This is a genomic window from Streptomyces sp. JNUCC 64 (genome assembly GCF_054484115.1).
This window is the reverse complement of sequence record NZ_CM137015.1, coordinates 3,647,671-3,665,861: the sequence shown is the minus strand read 5'-3', so window position 1 is coordinate 3,665,861 and position 18,191 is coordinate 3,647,671. Positions and strand designations below refer to the sequence as shown.

Genomic DNA, 18,191 nt, shown 5'->3' with positions numbered 1-18,191 from the left:
TTCTGCAAGCATCCGCTTGCAATTGTTAGCAAGGTTGGTGCACGGTAGGGCCATGGCATCGCTCAACGTCGGCAACCTCGGTGAGTACCTCCGTGAGCAGCGGCGCGGCGCGCGGCTGTCGCTGCGGCAGCTCGCCGAGGCCGCGGGCGTCTCGAACCCGTACCTGAGCCAGATCGAGCGCGGGCTGCGCAAGCCCTCCGCCGAGGTGCTCCAACAGGTCGCCAAGGCGCTGCGGATCTCCGCCGAGACCCTGTACGTCCGGGCCGGGATCCTCGACGAACGGGAACGGGACGAACTGGAGACGCGGGCCGTCATCCTCGGTGACCCCTCCATCAACGAGCAGCAGAAGCAGGTGCTGCTCCAGATCTACGAGTCCTTCCGCAAGGAGAACGGCACCGACGGCCCCCGCCCCGCGCGGACGCCCGCCGAGGACGGCGCGATACCCGGGTCCGGATCCGGGGCCCCGTCCGCCGACCGTCCCGCCCCGCCGACCCACGACGCATCCGATCCCGACGTGATCCAGGAGGACCGCTGACCATGGCCATCACCGACGACCTGCGCAAGACCCTCTCCGACCCGACGCCCCTCTACTTCGCCGCGGGCACCGCCGACCTGGCGTTCCAGCAGGCCAAGAAGGTGCCCGGCCTCGTCGAACAGCTCCGCGCGGAGGCCCCCGGCCGGATCGAGGCGGTCCGCAACGCCGATCCGAAGGCCGTCCAGGACAAGGCCGCCACCCGGGCCCGTGAGGTCCAGTCGACCGTCCAGGAGAAGGTGAACGAGTTCCTCACCGCGCTCGACGGCGACTTCAAGAAGCTCGGCGACTCCGCCCAGGACCTCGCGCTGCGCGGGGTCGGCGTCGCCGCCGAGTACGCCGTCAAGGCCCGTGAGACCTACGAGAAGGTCGCGGAGCACGGCGAGCGGACGGTGCGGACCTGGCGGGGCGAGACCGCCGACGGCGTCGTCGACTTCGCCGAGGTGGTCGAGGCGGAGCCCGGGTCCCCGCGCACCCCGGCCGGTGCGGGCAGCGGGTCCGCGCCCGTGGCCTCCGACCCGGACGCCGACCGTCCCGCGCCCCGCGCCGCCGCGCCGCGCACCGGCCGGGCCCGGCCCGCCTCCCCGGCCCGGACCGTCCCGGCCCAGGACTCCGCCGCCCACGGAGCCCCGGCGAAGAAGCCCGCCCCGAAGCGGACCACGACCCGCAAGCCCTCGACCCGCAAGGACGTCCCGCCCGCCGGATGACGGTGGACGGCCCGCCGCCCCGGGGCCGACGGCCGCCGCTCCGGGGCGGCCCGCCGGGGCGGGCGAAGGGCCGGACCCGTTCGGCGTGCCCGGCCCGCCGAACGGGTACGGTGGCGGCGTAGGACGTTTTCGACACGGGTGGTGAACGCTGTGCTCCGAGAGGGATTCGGCAATGTGCTGTGGCTGCTCTACACGGCCATGCTCATCATGGCCGTGGTCGCGCTGGTGATGGCCGCCGTCGCCCGCGACGACGCCTATCGCGCGGCCGAGAAGCAGAGCAAGGCGTTCTGGATGATCATCCTGGGCATCGCCGTCGCCGTGAACCTGCTGATCCCGATGCTCTTCCTGCAGATCGCCGGGCTGATCGCGACGATCGTCTTCTTCGTGGACGTGCGCCCCGCGCTGCGGGCCGTCTCCGGCGGGGGACGCGGGGGCCGTCGGGGCGGCAGCAGCAGCGACGGCCCGTACGGGCCGTACAACGGCGGCCGCTGAGTTCCGCGCGGCCCCGCACGCACTACCGCTCGCTTCGTACGGCTCCTTCGGGGGCGGCGTCCTCGCCGCCCCCGAAGCCGTTTCGCGTGCCGTCTGCCGTCAGCCGTCAGCCGTGCGGTCGGACACCGGCCGGGCGCACGGGTGACGTGCGGTCGGACACCGCCGGGCGGCGTCAGTCCCCCGAGGTGCCCGGACCCGGCTCGCGGTCCAGCAGGACCACCGCCACGTCGTCGGTGAGGTCCCCGCCGTTGAGGTCCCGCACCTCGCTCACGGTCGCGTCCAGCAGTTCCTCCCCGCGCATTCCGGTGGCGAGCTGACGGCGGACGAGGTCCACCATGCCCTCCTGCCCGAGCCGCCGGTTGCCGTCGCCGACCCGGCCCTCGATCAGCCCGTCGGTGTAGAGCATCAGGCTCCACGTACCGCCGAGTTCGACCTGGCGCCGTGGCCAGCGGGCGCGCGGCAGCAGCCCCAGCGCGGGGCCGCCGCTCTCGTACGGGAGCAGCTCCGCGAGCCGTCCGGGACGGGCCACCAGCGGGGACGGGTGACCGGCGAGGGACAGTCCTGCGCGACGGCCGTCGGGCGCGATGTCCACCGCGCAGAGCGTCGCGAAGATCTCGTCGCTGCCCCGCTCGTACTCCAGGACCTGCTGGAGCGTGGAGAGCAGTTCGTCCCCGCACAGCCCGGCCAGGGTCAGCGCCCGCCAGGCGATGCGCAGCTCGACGCCGAGCGCCGCCTCGTCCGGCCCGTGGCCGCAGACGTCGCCGATCATCGCGTGCACGGTGCCGTCGGGGGTGCGCACGGCGTCGTAGAAGTCGCCGCCGAGCAGCGCCCGCGAGCGACCGGGGAGGTAGCTGGCGGCGAAGCTCAGCCGGGCGCCGTCCAGCAGCGGCTTGGGCAGCAGCCCGCGTTCCAGCCGGGCGTTCTCCTGGGCCCGCAGCCGGGACTCGGTGAGCTTGCGCTGGGCGGCGTCCGCCCGCTTGCGCTCCACCGCGTACCGGATCGCGCGGCTCAGCAGCCGGGAGTCCAGCTCGTCGCGGAACAGGTAGTCCTGCGCGCCGACCCGTACGGCCTCCGCGCCCCGCTCGGCGTCACCGGAGGTGGTGAGCGCCAGCACCGCGTGCCGGGGCGCCAGGCGCAGGACGTGCCGGAGCGAGGCCAGTTCGTCCGGCGCCGCCGCCGTGTCCGTCCCGCCCGTACCGCCCGTCCCGGCACCGGGACGGGACTCCCCGCCGGGACGGGACTCGCCCGCCGCCGTGGCCCGCTGCCGTGCCCCGGCGGAGCCCGGGGGCGGCGACAGCGCCAGGTCCAGCAGGATGCAGTGGACGTCGTCGGTCAGGAGCCGCTCGGCCTCGGTGAGGTTGCGGGCGGTGCGGATGCGGATCGGTTTCCCGGTGGAGTCCAGCAGATCCGGGATGCTCAGCGAACCGGCCGGGTCGTCCTCGATCACCAGCAGGCTGAGACCACCGCCGGACGAGGCCGCCGAACAGGTCCGGGCGTCGCTCGTCCCCGGCTCCGCGGTCGCGCTCGGCGCGGTCGCCGACGCGGAGGCCGAGGGAGCCGTCGTATGGGCCGGGTCGTTCTCCACGGCCGGTATCGCGCGTGGCCGCGGTACGGGTGCGGGCATCGTCTGGATTCCTTCCCTCCCCCCGAGGGCGCGGCGGGACGTCGAGCGACGCACCGCCAGACGGGGACCATAGCGGTACCCGGTGGTGCGAGGGAACGAGGTATCGGAAGCTGCCGGGTAATCGGCCTCCGTCATATGCCGCATCCCCTCCCGCAATTGGACAGCGGACCGTGGTGGGGGTGTCCGCAAGGGATGACGAACGTCACCCCGCGAGGGTTGAGCCGCCCCCGGTGACGTGCCCTACGTCACGTGCGACCGGCCCGTTCCGGCCGTCCCACCAGGTACCCGGCGCCGGGCACCCCGCTGTTCACTCCCGCTCCGGCGACCCCGCCCGCCTCTGCCCCCGGGCCCCGCCGCCAACAGGGGGCCTCAGCCGGCGTCCGGCCGGACCACGCCGAGTATCGGCATCGAGCCCGCTCCCGCCACCGTGACCGTGCGGCCCGGGCGCGGGGAGTGGATGATCGACCCGTCCCCGATGTACATCCCCACATGGCTGGCGTCGGCGCGGTAGATGATGAGGTCGCCCGGGCGCAGGTCCTCCTGGGACACCCGGGGCAGCGACCGCCACTGCTCCTGGGAGGTCCGGGGTATGGGGACCCCGGCGGCTCTCCACGCCTGCTGGGTGAGTCCCGAGCAGTCGAAGGAACGCGGCCCCTCGGCGCCCCACTCGTACGGCAGGCCGAGCTGCCGGGTCGCGTACGCGACGGCGTCCTTCCCCCGGGCGTCGCCGGACCCCTCGGCGTCCTTCGGGGTCCAGGTGCCGAGCCACTCCTGCTGGGCGGCCCGCCCGCTGTCCTCCTCCATACGCCGCAGCCGTTCCCGTTCCCCGGTGACGAGGGACGCCTCCAGCGCCTCGGCGGCGGCGAGCTTGCGGGTGACCTCCCGGCGCGCGGTGTCCTTGTCGTCGCGGGCTTCGGTCAGCTTCTCCTGGTTGGCGACGGCGTCCTTCGCGTAGATCCGCAGGTTCTCCTGGCTCCGGGACAACTGGGTGATCAGCCCCTTGGCGGCCCGCTGGCCCGCCAGGACCCGGCCGACGCCTTCGAGGAAGAGTTCGGGGTCGTCGCTGAGCGCCAGCCGGGTGCCGTCCGGGACGCCCCCGGACCGGTACTGGGCGCGGGCGGCGGCGCCCGCGCGGTCCTTCAGCCGGTCCAGCCGCCGCTGGCCCATCTCGATCTTCTCGTTGAGGTCCGCGATCGTCGACGCCTGCGCGCTGATGGCCTCTTCGGCCGCGTTGAACGCGTCGGTGGCCACCGACGCCTCGTGGTAGAGCCGGTCGAGCCGCTTGCGGACGTCCTCCAGCCGGTCGGTGCCGTCCGCGCCGTCACGGTCCGCGCCGTCACGGTCCGCGCCGTCCGTCCGGTCCGCCGTTCCGCCGGGGGTCCCGCTGCCCTCCGTGGCCGGGGGCGTCGGCCGCGCGGGCGTCGCCAGGGCGGTACCGGGCGCCGACCACAGGGCTCCCACGCACACCGCCACCACGGCCGTCGCCGCCAGGATCCGCTTCACCCGCACTGTTCCTCCCCCTCCACGCACACCGATCCCCGCCGTTCCCTGTCTTCGTTGCCCGTTGCCCGTTGCCCGGGTTTGGCTGTCGGCTGTCCGGGCCCCGGCCGTCAGAGGCCCCGGCCGTCCGCTCTCCGCCGCGCCCGTTCCCCGGTCGTCCCGCCTCCCGCCCCCTGTGCCGTGCCACGCGTCTGGTGGCTCGCACCGGGATGACGACCGGCTCCGACGCTTCGTTCCCGCCGGAGCCTGCCCGCACAGATGTTCACTCGAACGCGTGAGGGGGCTCTGTCGGGGTGACGGAAGCCGTCAGCCGACGGGTAAGACAGCCAGGACGGCCTCACCGTTGCACGGCGGCCGTGACGCGTTCGCCCGGCGCCGGGCGCCCGGCACGTCCAGCGCCCGGCACCTGGAACCCTTCGGCACCTCCGTGCTCCCTCCCCGGCGCCCCCGCCGGAGGCGTCAGCCGCCCGGCGCCAGCGCCGCCCACCCGAGGGTCACCTCGCCCTGGCGCCACCGCGCCGGACCGTCCACGACCGGCCAGCCGGCCGCCCGCAGGTCCCGTACCGACCGCAGCCACCGCTGCCGGACCCCGTACGAGGCGTAGGGCGCCGCCGAGTCCCACGCCCGGTCGAAGTCCCGTAGGAACGCGTGCACCGGCTCGCCCGGGACGTTGCGGTGGATCAGTGCCTTGGGGAGCCGCTCGGCGAGGTCGGAGGGGCGTCCCAGCGAGGCCAGCCGGGCCGCGAAGGTCACCGTGCGCGGGCCCTCGGGGCCGAGCGCCACCCAGACGTGACGGCGTCCGACCTCGTCGCACGTGCCCTCGACCAGCAGCCCGTCCGGGGCGAGCCGGTCGCACAGCCGTCGCCACACCCCGGGCACCTCGGACTCGTCGTACTGCCGCAGCACGTTCGCCGCGCGGATCAGCACCGGTCGGCCCGGCAGCGGCACCTCGAACCCGCCGTGCCGGAACTCCAGCCCCTCGCGCGCGTACGGCGCGGCGGCCGCCACCCGTGCCGGGTCGATCTCCACGCCGACCACCCGCGCGCGGGGCGCCACGGTCCGCAGCCGGTGCAGCAGCTCGACGGCGGTCCAGGGCGCGGCGCCGTAACCGAGGTCCACGGCGACGGGGTCGTCGGCGCGGCGCAGGACGGGGGCGTGGGTGGCGGTGATCCAGCGGTCCATGCGGCGCAGCCGGTTCGGGTTGGTGGTCCCGCGGGTCACCGTCCCCACGGGTCGGGAGGACATGACCACGAGGGTAACCAGCGCCCCACGCGCGTACCGCCGTGGCCGGCGCCGGTCGCGCCCGCGCCGATCGCCGGCAGCACCCCACGCGCGCGTACCGCCGTGCGCGGGTACGGGCACGCCCGCGACGGCGGCGAGCAGCGCTCCACGCGCGCGCGTACCGCCGTGGGCACGTGGGGCTCCGGGGCCCGGCGGTCCTCTCAGCGCCCCACGCGCGTGCCGCCGGGGACGGCGGCAGGGCGTAGGCGACGACCGCGACACCGCCCCACGCACGCGCGCGTGCCGCCAGGCTGGACCGCCAGCCCCGCCGGAACCCCGCCGCGGCGCCCCCACGCGTGTGCCCCCCCGTGGGACTGGCGGGTGTGGTGGTCCTGGCAGAGGTCCGCCCCCACACGCGCGTGCCCCGGAACGCCGGGCGGACGGGGAGGTGTGGGCCGGGCCGCCCTCCCCCGCGCGTGCCCCCGTGAGCGGGGTGATCGGGCATGGCGGCGGCCCGCCACGGCGCGCCCGCCGCCCCGTCCTCCCCGGGGAGGGAGCCGCCTCCAGGGTGCGCGCCCCGCGCGCGTAAGCCCTCCGTACGGCTGGCTCCGGACTTCCGGAACCGTCGCTGACCTGCGGTGTTGATGAACGCAACGTAATAGTTGTGCAAAATGGGAAGGGAACGGAGCCGTCGTGCGTTGCAGGGCTCCGGAGGGTCGGCCATGCCCCTCCGCCATCCTCCGGTGCCCGCGCGCCCCGGACCGGGGCGGAACGGCACGGCCGTGGGGACACGCGATCACGGGGCGGTCCCGGGCCCGTACCGGCAAGGGAGCCGGACGGCACCACCTCCCTCACCACGACCGGAAGCAGCCGCGAGGAGGACCGCTTCGTGAGCCATTACGCGAGCAGGCTCGGGCGACGATCCACCGCTTCCCCACCCCGTTCCCCGTCCCGGCTGAGACTGCCGGGCACCCACCGCAAGCCCCGCCGCGTCGCGATGCTCAGCGTGCACACCTCCCCCCTGCACCAGCCGGGCACCGGTGACGCGGGAGGCATGAACGTCTACATCGTGGAGCTGGCCAGACGGCTGGCGGAGATCAACATCGAGGTGGAGATCTTCACCCGGGCCACCACGGGCGGGCTGCCGCCCACCGTGGAACTGGCCCCCGGCGTCCTGGTGCGCCACGTCGACGCGGGCCCCTACGAGGGCCTCGCCAAGGAGGAGCTGCCCGCCCAGCTGTGCGCGTTCACCCACGGCACCATGCAGGCGTGGGCCCGCCACCGCCCCGGCCACTACGACCTCGTCCACTCCCACTACTGGCTGTCGGGCCACGTCGGCTGGCTCGCCGCCCAACGCTGGGGCGTGCCCTTGGTGCACGCCATGCACACCATGGCGAAGGTCAAGAACGCCAGCCTCGCCGACGGCGACACCCCCGAACCGGCCGCCCGGGTCATCGGGGAGACCCAGATCGTGCGCGCCTCCGACCGGCTCATCGCCAACACCGGCGAGGAGGCCGACGACCTGGTCGGCCACTACGAGGCGGACCCCGGCAAGGTCGCCGTCGTCCACCCCGGCGTCAACCTCGAACGCTTCCGCCCCGCCGACGGGCGGCTCGCCGCCCGCGCCCGGCTGGGGCTGCCCCCCGACGCCCTGGTGCCGCTCTTCGCGGGCCGCATCCAGCCGCTGAAGGCGCCGGACGTGCTGCTGCGCGCGGTCGCCGTCCTGCTGGCCGAGCGGCCCGGTCTGCGCGCCCGTCTGGTGGTCCCCGTGGTCGGCGGCCCCAGCGGCACCGGCCTGGCCCGTCCGGAGGGGCTCCAGAAGCTCGCCGCCCGGCTGGGCATCGCCGATGTGGTGCGTTTCTGCCCGCCGGTGCCCCAGGAGGAGCTGGCCGACTGGTTCCGGGCCGCCTCGGTCCTGGTGATGCCCTCGCACAGCGAGTCGTTCGGCCTCGTGGCGATCGAGGCGCAGGCGACCGGCACGCCGGTGCTGGCGGCCCGGGTCGGCGGACTGCCCGTCGCGGTCCGGGACGGCGTCACCGGGCATCTGGTGGCGGGCCACGATCCGGTCGCCTACGCGCGCGTGCTGGGCGCGTACGCCGACGACCCGGCGATGTCCTTCCGCATGGGCGCCGAGGCGGCCCGGCACGCGGAGTCCTTCGGCTGGGGCGCCGCCGCGGCGGCCACCTCGGACGTCTACACGGCGGCCCTCCAGGAGTACCGCCGCACCGCCCGCACCCACCACGGCTGAGGCGCCCCCGGCCCGTCCGGGTCCCACGCGCGGTGGAACCCGGACGGACCCGGCGGGTGGGCCGGACGCGTGCCGTGGCGTTCACCACGGCGGCACCCGGTCCCCGCCACCAGGGCGCTCCCGTAGTCTCACCGCATGGCTGACGCGGCGGTGATCATCGAGCGGGCGCTGAGCGAGGCGGGGATCGACTGGGAGAGCCCCGAACCGGGCACCTACGTGGCGAAGCTCCCCGGCACCCGCAAGCTCTTCACGACCGTCTCCCTGGTCGTCGGCGCGCACACCCTGTCCCTGAACGCGTTCGTCGTGCGGCACCCCGACGAGAACGCGGAGGGCGTGTACCGCTGGGTCCTCGAACGCAATCTGCGGCTGTACGGCGTCGCGTTCGCCCTCGACCCGCTGGGGGACGTGTACCTGGTCGGCAGGGTGCCGCTCGCGGCCGTCACCCCGGGAGAGGTCGACCGGCTCCTCGGGTCCGTCCTGGACGCGTCGGACGGCGCCTTCAACACCCTGCTGGAGCTGGGCTTCGCGACCTCGATCCGCCGCGAGTACGCCTGGCGGGTGTCCCGGGGCGAGTCCACCCGCAACCTGGACGCGTTCACCCACCTCACCCGGGACGTCCCGGCCCCGGACCACCCGACGCCCGCGCCGCCGCCCCCCGCCACGGACGCCGTCACGACCCCCGCGACGGACGACGGCACGCCCGCCGCCACGGCTGCGCGGGGCCGGACGGACACCGCCACGGACGTCGCCACGGACACCGCCCCGGGCGGACCGGGCCGCCCGGACCCGTGGGACGGGCCGTCGCGGCCGTAGGGGTCGCGGAGGCCGTGGGACCGTAGGGGGCAATCCCCGTAAACCGGGTGTCACAGGCATGGCCTACGCTGCTGATCACCGGCCCCGCACGGCCGTTCGCGGCGTGCTCCGGGCATCGCGCGGCCGGAGGCACCAGGGGGGTTCAACACGTGGGTACGCGCACCATTCCGACGGCGACCGCGTTCGCCGTCCTCCTCGGCTCCGCCGCGCTCGCGGCGGGCCCGACCGGGACCGGTCCGGCCGTGGCCGACTCCACCAGGGTCCTACGGGTGTCGTCCGTCGGCGACATCGTCGTGGACGACGTCAGGGAACAGCTCTTCGTCTCCGACCCGAGGCGCGGCAGACTCGTCGTCACCGACTTCACGGGCCGTGTGACCAGGACGTTCACCGATCTGCCAGGGGTCCGGGGGCTGGAACTGTCCGCCGGGGGAGAGGTGTACGCGGCGGTCGGCGACGACGACCTGATCATGACGCTGGACGCGGCGACGCTGACCGAGACCGGGCGCCACGACCTTGACGCCGAGGCCCCCCACGACCTCGCGCTCGCGGGCGGGAAGCTCTGGTTCAGCCACGCCTCGGGCCTCGGCTCGCTGGACTTCACGGCAGACGGCACGGACCGGAACGCGACCGGGAGCACGGACGGGAACACGACCGGGAGCACGGCCCCGGACACGGACGGGGCCCCGTACACGGACCCCGTCGAGCGGCTCGTCGAGGTCCCCGAGCCGCAGCCGCACCTCGGCGCCGACCCGGCCGCCCCGGGCGTCCTCGTCACGGCGGCGGACGGCGTCGCCACCGTCTACGACGTCTCCACCGGCGAGGCGGTCCAGCGCGTGCGGCGCGGCATCGGGGCGGACGACGTCCGGCAGATCGACGTCACCCCCGACGGACGGCGGGTCGTCGTCGCGAGTGCCACCCCGCACGAGCACGTCGCCTACTCCACGGCGGACCTCTCCCGCGCGGCGACCTACCGGACGCACCCGTACCCCGTGGCGGTGGCCGTCGCCCCGGACGGCACGGTCGCGGCGGGGACGGTCAGCCGGTACGACCCGGACGTCCACGTGTTCCCCCAGGGACGCCTCCGCCTCGTCCGTTCCTACGACTTCCCCAACACCGGCGACACCAGCGCCTCGGACGTCCTGCTCCCCGGCGCTCTGGCCTGGACGCGGGACTCCCGGCGGCTGTTCGCGCTCACCGCCAACAGCCGGGGAACGGTGGCCCTGCGGGTGTTCGACGCGCCGTCCAGGGCGCTGCCCAAGGTGAGCCTGTTCCTGCCGTCGAGCGCCGAGCGCGCCCGGCGGCTGACCGTCACGGGACGGCTGTCGGCGACGGTCCCGCTCCCCGTCGGCACCCCGCTCCGGGTCACCCGCACCGATCTGGAGTCCCCGCGCGGCAGGACCCTGCCCGTCGTCCGGACGACGACGGGCGGCGCGTTCTCGTTCCGGGACACCCCGTACTCCGGCGGCAAGGTCACCTACCGGGTGACCTTCGGCGGCGGCCCGTCCCACGCCCCGGCGACCGGCGCGGAGAGCGTCCGGGTCTCCCGGGCGGCGCCCGCCCTGCGGCTCGACGCGGACGGCACCGTCCACCCGTACGGGACGCCGGTGCGGTTCACCGCGACGCTCGGCGGGACGCACGGGGGCCGCACGGTCAGCCTCTACGCCGACCGGGCCGGCGACGGGCGCGGCCGGACGCTCGTCAGGACCGGCCGGGTGACGGACGACGGTCGGATCTCCACGACGCTGCGGCTCACCCGTGACACGCGGGTCACGGCCGTGTACGGGGGCGACTCCCGGACCGCGCCGGGGTCCGTGACGAGCTGGGCCGGGAGCCGGGTGCGGATCTCGACGACCCTGGAGGGCCACTACAGGACCGCCCGGACGGGTGGCGTCACCACCCACCACTTCCGCCCTTCGCGTCAACCGGTCGTCGACACCACCATGACGGCCCGCCCCGGCCGTCGCCACCAGGTCCGGGTGGAGGTCCGCCAGGACGGCCGCTGGAAGGAACGGACCACCCGTTACATCGAGGCCACCGCCGACGGCCGCACCAGTTTCCGCCTCCCCGTCCCGCGCGCCGAGGGCGTCCGGGCCCGCGTCCGGGTCTCCTACGTCAACGCCCGTTCGGGGGACCGGGTCCACTCGACGACCCGGGGGGCCTGGAAGTACCTCACCTTCACGGGATGACGACCGTCGCCGCCGGGGCTCCGGCTCCGGAACCCCGACGACGGACGGGTTCCGGAGCCGGACCGGCCCGGCTCCGGAACCCGTCGCGGACCGGCCAACTGGTGCCGCGCCGCCCCCCGTAGGACAACCGGCCGGCGTTCTGGACGCCACCCGCACCACCACGGGATGGGCGCCCGGGTACAACCCTTCGCCGGTGGCGCGGGTCGTACGTCGTCGAACGCTTCGGTTCACCGGGGTCCACCGAACGGGGAGCATGACCTTGCGCATTCGTGTACGCACCTTGGCCGTCGCGGCGGCCTCCGCCCTCGCGGTGACGGGACTGACCATCCCCACCGCCGTGGCGGCGCCGCCCACCGCGCTGGCGGACGACTTCAACGGTGACGGCTACCGCGACCTGGCCATCGGCACGCCCATCGCGGGCGGCGGCGTCGTCACCGTGATGTTCGGCTCGGCGGACGGCGTCAGCCCCGAGCGGTCCGTGAACGTCACCCAGAACACCCCCGGAGTCCCCGGGACTTCCGAGCGCGGCGACCACTTCGGCGACAGCGTCACCAGCGGGGACGTCAACGGCGACGGCTACGCGGACCTGATCGTCGGGGCGCCCCGGGAGCAGTACCAGACGGACTCGTACGCGCCGAGGGGCGTGGTGAACGTCATCTGGGGCGGGGAGCGGCCGTTCACGTCCGGCGGCATCATGCTGACCGGCCCGGACTCCCGGGCCGGTCTGTTCGGGACGGGGGTGGCCTTCGCCGACATCGACGGCGACGGCACCGGCAACCTGGTGGTCGTCGGCGCCAGGAGCTTCTGGTGGTACCCCGACGGCACGCCCACCCAGGGCGGCGCGCTGCCGCCGGAGGCGGACTTCCTGCCCGGGCACGTGCTCCTGGACGGCATCGTCGCGGGCCGGTTCTCGAACACCGACGGCAGGGACTTCGTCCTGGTCGGACGGCACACGGAACGCGGCGGCGACTACGCGGGGCTGCTCCGGGGCGGCCCCGGGGACATCGGCCGCTCCTACGCGGAGCTGACCGACACCCCGGGCGCCCCCGCCAGCACCTGGGACCGGGCCGCCTCGGCGGGCGACATCGACGGCGACGGCTACGACGACCTGGTCACCGGCAACACCAAGGCGGCCGGGACCAAGGGCGGTTCGTTCACCGTGCGGTACGGCGCGGCGGCCGGTCTGCCCGCCGCCGGGACGACGTACCACCAGGGCACCCCCGGCGTCCCGGGCGCCGACGAGGTCGGCGACGACTTCGGCTCCGCCGTCGCGGTGGGCGACGCGACCGGCGACGGCCACGCGGACGTCGCGGTCGGCGCCGGTTACGAGGACATCGGCGGGCACCGCAACGTCGGCAACGTCGTCCTCCTCAAGGGCGGCCCGGACGGACTGACCACCCGCGGCGCCCAGTCCTTCCACCAGGCCACCAAGGACGTCCCGGGCAAGGCCCAGGCCGGTGACCACTTCGGCTCCTCGCTGCGGCTGCGCGACGTCAACGGCAACGGCAAGGCGGACCTGGCGATCGGCGCGTCCGGCGAGGACGTGGTGCCGGACGGCTACGACGACGGTGCGGCATGGGTGCTGCGCGGCGCGGCGGCGGGCCTGACGACGACCCACGCGACCGCCTTCAACGCGAAGCACTTCGGCTTCCCGGAGGTCAAGGGCCGCAAGTTCGCGGACGTGTTCGGCCGCTGACCGCCCTTTCCACCTCTCTTCCCTCGCTTCCGCGCCGGTTCCCGCTCCGGGTACAACCCTTCGCCGGTGGCGCGGGTCGTACGTCGTCGAACGCTTCGGTTCACCGGGGTCCACCGAACGGGGAGCATGACCTTGCGCATTCGTGTACGCACCTTGGCCGTCGCGGCGGCCTCCGCCCTGGCGGTGACGGGACTGACCACCCCCGTCGCCGTGGCGGCACCGTCCGCCCCGTTGGCGGACGACTTCAACGGCGACGGCTACCGCGACCTCGTCGTCGCCACGCCCATCGCGGGCGGCGGCACGGTCACCGTGCTGTTCGGCTCGGCGGACGGCGTCAGCCCCGCGCGGTCGGTGAACATCACCCAGGACACCCCCGGCGTCCCCGGGGTCTCGGAGCGCGGCGACCAGTTCGGTGACAGCGTCACCAACGGGGACGTCAACGGCGACGGCTACGCCGACCTGATCGTCGGCGCGCCGCACGAGCGGCTCCAGCAGGGCTCGGACGCGTCGAACGGCGTGGTGAACGTGATCTGGGGCGGCAAGCGGCCGTTCACGTCCGGCGGCATCATGCTGACCGCCCCGAAGCCCGAGTTCCACCAGTTCGGGACGGGGGTGGCCTTCGCCGACATCGACGGCGACGGCACCGGCAACCTGGTGGTCGTCGGGAACAAGACCTTCTGGTGGTACCCGGAGGGCACGCCCACCCAGGGCGGCGCGCTGGCCCCGGAGACGGATTTCGTGCCCGAGGACGTGCGGCTGCGGGCCGTCGTCCCGGGCCGGTTCTCGAACACCGACGGCAAGGACTTCGTCCTGATCGGAACGAACACGAGGTCGGGCGGTCAGCACCTGGGACTGCTCCGGGGCGGCCCCGGTGACATCGGCCGCTCCTACACGCACCTCGATGGCTGGCCCGCGTGGGGCGGCTTCGTCGCGGGCGCGAACGTGGCGGCGGGCGACATCAACGGCGACGGCTACGACGACCTGGTCAACGGCATCACGTACCTGAACGAGATCAAGGGCGGTTCGTTCACCGTGCGGTACGGCAAGGCGAGCGGACTGGCCCCCGGGGGGACCAACTACTTCCAGAACACCCCCGGCATCCCGGGAACCGGCGAGTACGGCGACGACTTCGGCTCGGCCGTGGCGGTGGGGGACGTGACCGGTGACGGTTACGCGGACGTCGTGATCAGCGCGATGAACGAGGACGTGGGCAACCGCCGCGACGTCGGCAACCTCGTGTTCCTCAAGGGCAGCCGGGTCGGACTGAGCACGCGCGGCGCCCAGTCCTTCCACCAGGCCACGCCGGGCGTGCCGGGCCCCGCCAAGTCCGGCGACCGCTTCGGTTCCTCACTGGGACTGCGCGACATCAACGGCAACGGCAAGGCGGACCTGGCCATCGGCGCGTACGGCGCGGACGTGGTGCCCGGCGGCTACAACGACGGTGCGGCGTGGGTGCTGCGCGGCGCGTCGGCGGGCCTGACGACGACCCGCGCGACCACCTTCGACGCGACGGACTTCGACTACCCGGTCGTCGAGGGCCGAAGGTTCGCGGACGCCTTCGCCCGCTGACCCGTCCGGCCCGGGCCCGTACCGGGCCCGTCCTCCGGACAACAGCGAAAAGCCCCCCGTCGGCGGTTCTCCCGCCGACGGGGGGCTTCCTCGTGCTGGCCTACTTCTTCTTGCCCTGGTTCTTGACCGCCTCGATGGCCGCCGCTGCGGCGTCCGGGTCGAGGTAGGTGCCGCCCGGGTTGAGGGGCTTGAAGGCGGCGTCCAGCTCGTAGGAGAGCGGGATGCCGGTCGGGATGTTGAGGCCCGCGATGTCGGTGTCCGAGACGCCGTCCAGGTGCTTGACCAGGGCGCGCAGGCTGTTGCCGTGGGCGGCGACCAGCACCGTGCGGCCGGTCAGCAGGTCCGGGACGATGCCGTCGTACCAGTACGGGAGCATCCGGTTGACGACGTCCTTGAGGCACTCCGTGCGGGGCCGCAGCTCCGGCGGGATCGTCGCGTAGCGCGGGTCGTCGCTCTGCGAGAACTCGGTGCCGTCCTCCAGCGCGGGCGGCGGCGTGTCGTACGAGCGGCGCCACAGCATGAACTGCTCCTCGCCGAACTCGGCGAGCGTCTGCGCCTTGTCCTTGCCCTGGAGGGCGCCGTAGTGCCGCTCGTTCAGGCGCCAGCTGCGGTGCACCGGGATCCAGTGGCGGTCGGCCGCCTCCAGCGCGAGCTGGGCGGTGCGGATCGCGCGCTTCTGGAGCGAGGTGTGCACGACGTCGGGCAGCAGGCCCGCGTCCTTCAGCAGCTCACCGCCGCGGACCGCCTCCTTCTCGCCCTTCTCGTTCAGGTTGACGTCCACCCAGCCGGTGAACAGGTTCTTCGCGTTCCACTCGCTCTCGCCGTGGCGGAGGAGGATCAGCTTGTACGGTGCGTCGGCCATGCCCCCGAGCGTAATCGAACCCCTGCGCCCGCCGCGCGCCCGGTCCGGCTCCTGATACGTCCGCGCCCCGGCGGGGCGCCCGTGTGGACGGGCCCGTCGCATCCCTGCCCTGAGCTGGTCGATTGACGGTCCCCGTCAATTCACTGGCGAACCCCGGCCCGCTCTGAGTAATGTCTGCTTACACGTTTCGACACTTACATTGGCACTTGGGGTGCCCAGGGGGAGGCCCGCATGGCGGTCAGAGGCACCCGGTCCGGGGGAGCGGGCCGGACGGACGGCGGAAAGGGGCCCCTCCCCGCCGTCCGCCGCGCGCTGCGGGAGACCGTCTCGGGGCTGCCGCCCGCCTTCTGGTGGCTGTGGACCAGCACCCTGGTCAACCGGCTCGGCGGCTTCGTCGCCACGTTCATGGCCCTGTACCTCACCCTCGACCGGGGCTACTCCGCCTCGTTCGCGGGGCTCGTCGCCGCCCTGTACGGGCTCGGCGGAGTGCTCTCGTCGCTGGTCGCCGGGGTGATGGCCGACCGGCTCGGCCGCCGTCCGACCCTGCTGATCGCCCAGGGCTCCACCGCCGTCTCGGTCGCCGTGCTGGGACTCGTCCAGCACCCGGCGGCCATCGCCGCCGTCGCCTTCCTGGTCGGCGCGGGCACCAACGCCTCCCGTCCCGCCGTCCAGGCGATGATGGCCGACATCGTCCGCCCCGAGGACCGGGTGCGGGCCTTCTCCCTCAACTACTGGGCCATCAACCTCGGCTACGCGGTCTCCGCCGTCGCCGCCGGGTTCATCGCCGAGTACAGCTATCTCGCCGGGTTCCTCGGCGAGGCGGTCATGACGATGGCCTGCGCGATCGTCGTCTTCGTCAAGCTCCCGGAGTCCCGTCCGGAGCGCACCGCCCGGGACCGGGACGCGGAGCCGGAGGTGCGGCTCGGCTCGGTCCTGCGCGACCGTCGCTTCATGGGGGTCGTGGGGCTGTCCTTCCTGGTCTCGCTGATCTTCATGCAGAGCACGGTGGGCCTGCCGATCGCGATGGGGGACGCCGGACTCAGCCCCGCCCAGTTCGGCATGGCCATGGCGGTGAACGGGGTCCTGATCGTCGTCCTCCAGATCCCGGTCACCCGGTTCATCCAGCACCGCGACCCGCGCATGCTGCTGATCGCCTCCTCGCTGGTGCTGGGCATCGGCTTCGGACTCACCGCCTTCGCCGACTCGCTCGCCGTCCTGATGCTGACGATCGGCGTCTGGACCCTCGCGGAGATCGTGAACGCCCCGACCCAGACCAGCCTGGTCGTCCGGCTCTCCCCGGTCCACGGCCGGGGCCGCTACCAGGGGATGTACACCCTGTCCTGGGCCGTCGCGAGCCTGGTCGCCCCACTGATGTCCGGCTATGTGATCGATGGGCTCGGCGCGGACTGGCTCTGGGCGAGCTGCGCGGTGCTCGGCGCGGTCGCCGCGTTCGGGTACTGGGCGCTGATGCGGGGGCTGCCCGCCCCGGGGAAGGTCGCGGGGGCGCCGGAGTCCCCGGGCGGGGGAGCCCCGGCCGGAGCGGGCCCGACCGAGGACGGGCCGGTCGAGGCCGGGCCGGTCGAGGGGCGTGGCCCGGTGCCGGGAGCCCGTCCGGCGGTGGAGGACTCGACCGCGCGGGCCTGAACCGCCGCCGAGGCCCGACGCGGGCGGTGTTCGCCGGGGCGCGCCCGCCCATGGGGTGCCCCGGCGGGTGCGGTGCGATGCGGCGGGTCCGGGCCCGGGCCCGACGGTGAGGGGGGAGCGGTCACCGGGAGCCGTGTGGCGCCCGGGAACCCCGTGCCGCCCATGCCGCAAACGCACCCGTGCCGCCCCCGCCCCAAACGTCCCCGTCCCGCACGGCCGCACGCGCCGTCCGGAACGCGCTCCCGTCACGCGGACCCGTCACGCGGACCCGTCACGCGGACCCGGTCCCCCCGGCTTCGAGGTGGGCGGAGAGGCGCCGCTGGTTCCCGGCGAGCCGTAGGCACAGATGCCGGAGCTGGTGGAGTTCGGCGTCGGTGAACCCGTCGTACAGGGCGGTCATCGCGCGCCGGGTCGGCGCCCGGAACTCCTCCAGCCAGGTCAGACCGGCGGGGGTGACGCGGACCAGGACGGCCCGGCGGTCCGTGGGGTCGGGGTCGCGTCGCACGAGCCCCTCGCGTTCCAGGGTGTCGACGAGGCCGGTGGCGTTGCGCGGGGTCATCCCCGCCGAGCGGGCCAGCTCGCCGGGGTTCGCCCCGTCCGCGCCGAGGGCGCGCAGCCGCAGCAGGACGTCGACCGCTCCCGCGCTGAGCCCGCGCCCCTCCGCGCCGAGGGCGCGCAGCCGTTCGACGGCCTTGTGCGCCGTCCGCACGGCGGCCGTCGCCTCCAGCCGGAGCGTGTCGTCGCCCGTGGTCAGATCGGCCATGGCCAGCCGGACCCGGGGGTCGTAGAGCGATCCGTCCGGATCGTGTGAGAGACCGTCAGATGTAGTTACGTGCTTCATGATGTATGGATACAGAACCCTGCCGCGCCCGGTCAAGGGGTGAGTGGGCGGTGGTCGGGTGGGGTGCGGGGTCGGAGGGCGGGGGTGGGGTCCGGGATTCGGGATGAGGGGGCGTTCAAATCGGAATGGGGAATTCCGATAAATGGATTCAGGGTGTGGTGGCTTTGGCCTTTGAGTGGGATGGAATCGTTGACTGGATGCCGTGGGCAGGCATAAGTTGATGATCATGTTTGGCCCGGCTGTGGTCCGGTGGGCG

At 74.3% G+C, this 18,191-nt stretch carries 13 protein-coding genes and 1 pseudogene; 9 read left to right on the top strand and 5 right to left on the bottom strand.

Features of this window, described 5'->3' with window-relative positions:
• Positions 1 to 52 precede the first annotated feature (52 nt).
• The 3 genes from ACVWNX_RS14895 to ACVWNX_RS14885 all read left to right on the top strand — a co-directional run bounded on the left by ACVWNX_RS14895 (position 53) and on the right by ACVWNX_RS14885 (position 1,731).
• Complete coding sequence (locus ACVWNX_RS14895) at positions 53 to 535, top strand: helix-turn-helix domain-containing protein (protein ID WP_454414409.1); 483 nt, start codon at positions 53 to 55, stop codon at positions 533 to 535.
• Positions 536 to 537: 2 nt separating this feature from the next.
• Positions 538 to 1,239 carry a hypothetical protein gene (locus tag ACVWNX_RS14890; protein WP_454414408.1) on the top strand — a complete coding sequence of 234 codons (702 nt, stop codon included), beginning with the start codon at positions 538 to 540 and terminating at the stop codon, positions 1,237 to 1,239.
• Positions 1,240 to 1,389: 150 nt separating this feature from the next.
• Positions 1,390 to 1,731, top strand: a complete 342-nt coding sequence (locus ACVWNX_RS14885) for a DUF2516 family protein (RefSeq protein ID WP_454414407.1) — start codon at positions 1,390 to 1,392, stop codon at positions 1,729 to 1,731.
• Between the two features lie 172 nt (positions 1,732 to 1,903).
• Here the strand turns inward: ACVWNX_RS14885 and ACVWNX_RS14880 are convergent, their stop codons facing one another.
• The 3 genes from ACVWNX_RS14880 to ACVWNX_RS14870 all read right to left on the bottom strand — a co-directional run bounded on the left by ACVWNX_RS14880 (position 1,904) and on the right by ACVWNX_RS14870 (position 6,100).
• Complete coding sequence (locus ACVWNX_RS14880) at positions 1,904 to 3,355, bottom strand: PP2C family protein-serine/threonine phosphatase (protein ID WP_454414406.1); 1,452 nt, start codon at positions 3,353 to 3,355, stop codon at positions 1,904 to 1,906.
• A 369-nt stretch (positions 3,356 to 3,724) separates the two neighbouring features.
• Positions 3,725 to 4,858, bottom strand: a complete 1,134-nt coding sequence (locus ACVWNX_RS14875) for a C40 family peptidase (protein WP_454414405.1) — start codon at positions 4,856 to 4,858, stop codon at positions 3,725 to 3,727.
• Between the two features lie 456 nt (positions 4,859 to 5,314).
• Positions 5,315 to 6,100 (bottom strand): class I SAM-dependent methyltransferase, encoded by a 786-nt coding sequence (locus ACVWNX_RS14870; RefSeq protein WP_454414404.1) that lies wholly within the window; start codon positions 6,098 to 6,100, stop codon positions 5,315 to 5,317.
• Between the two features lie 865 nt (positions 6,101 to 6,965).
• Between ACVWNX_RS14870 and mshA the strand changes: the two genes are divergently transcribed.
• From mshA to ACVWNX_RS14845, 5 genes and pseudogenes are all read left to right on the top strand, one after another.
• Positions 6,966 to 8,324, top strand: coding sequence for a D-inositol-3-phosphate glycosyltransferase (mshA, locus tag ACVWNX_RS14865; RefSeq protein WP_454414403.1), 1,359 nt, complete (start codon positions 6,966 to 6,968; stop codon positions 8,322 to 8,324).
• A gap of 135 nt (positions 8,325 to 8,459) precedes the next feature.
• Positions 8,460 to 8,936, top strand: a pseudogene (locus ACVWNX_RS14860) (type III secretion system chaperone family protein); the annotation flags it as partial.
• Positions 8,937 to 9,286: 350 nt separating this feature from the next.
• Positions 9,287 to 11,323 carry a YncE family protein gene (locus ACVWNX_RS14855; RefSeq protein ID WP_454414402.1) on the top strand — a complete coding sequence of 679 codons (2,037 nt, stop codon included), beginning with the start codon at positions 9,287 to 9,289 and terminating at the stop codon, positions 11,321 to 11,323.
• A 259-nt stretch (positions 11,324 to 11,582) separates the two neighbouring features.
• Complete coding sequence (locus tag ACVWNX_RS14850) at positions 11,583 to 13,019, top strand: FG-GAP and VCBS repeat-containing protein (protein ID WP_454414401.1); 1,437 nt, start codon at positions 11,583 to 11,585, stop codon at positions 13,017 to 13,019.
• Between the two features lie 132 nt (positions 13,020 to 13,151).
• Positions 13,152 to 14,588, top strand: a complete 1,437-nt coding sequence (locus ACVWNX_RS14845) for an FG-GAP and VCBS repeat-containing protein (protein ID WP_454414400.1) — start codon at positions 13,152 to 13,154, stop codon at positions 14,586 to 14,588.
• A gap of 100 nt (positions 14,589 to 14,688) precedes the next feature.
• Here ACVWNX_RS14845 and ACVWNX_RS14840 read toward each other — a convergent pair whose 3' ends face one another.
• Entirely contained in the window at positions 14,689 to 15,450 is a 762-nt protein-coding gene (locus ACVWNX_RS14840) for a phosphoglyceromutase (protein WP_454414399.1), read from the bottom strand.
• Between the two features lie 231 nt (positions 15,451 to 15,681).
• Between ACVWNX_RS14840 and ACVWNX_RS14835 the strand changes: the two genes are divergently transcribed.
• Complete coding sequence (locus ACVWNX_RS14835; protein ID WP_454414398.1) at positions 15,682 to 17,094, top strand: MDR family MFS transporter; 1,413 nt, start codon at positions 15,682 to 15,684, stop codon at positions 17,092 to 17,094.
• Positions 17,095 to 17,365: 271 nt separating this feature from the next.
• On the opposite strand, the gene ACVWNX_RS14830 is transcribed toward ACVWNX_RS14835, so the two are convergent.
• The gene (locus ACVWNX_RS14830; RefSeq protein WP_454414397.1) at positions 17,366 to 17,935 is read right to left on the bottom strand and encodes a MarR family winged helix-turn-helix transcriptional regulator; all 570 of its coding nucleotides are present in this window, start codon (positions 17,933 to 17,935) and stop codon (positions 17,366 to 17,368) included.
• Positions 17,936 to 18,191 lie beyond the last annotated feature (256 nt).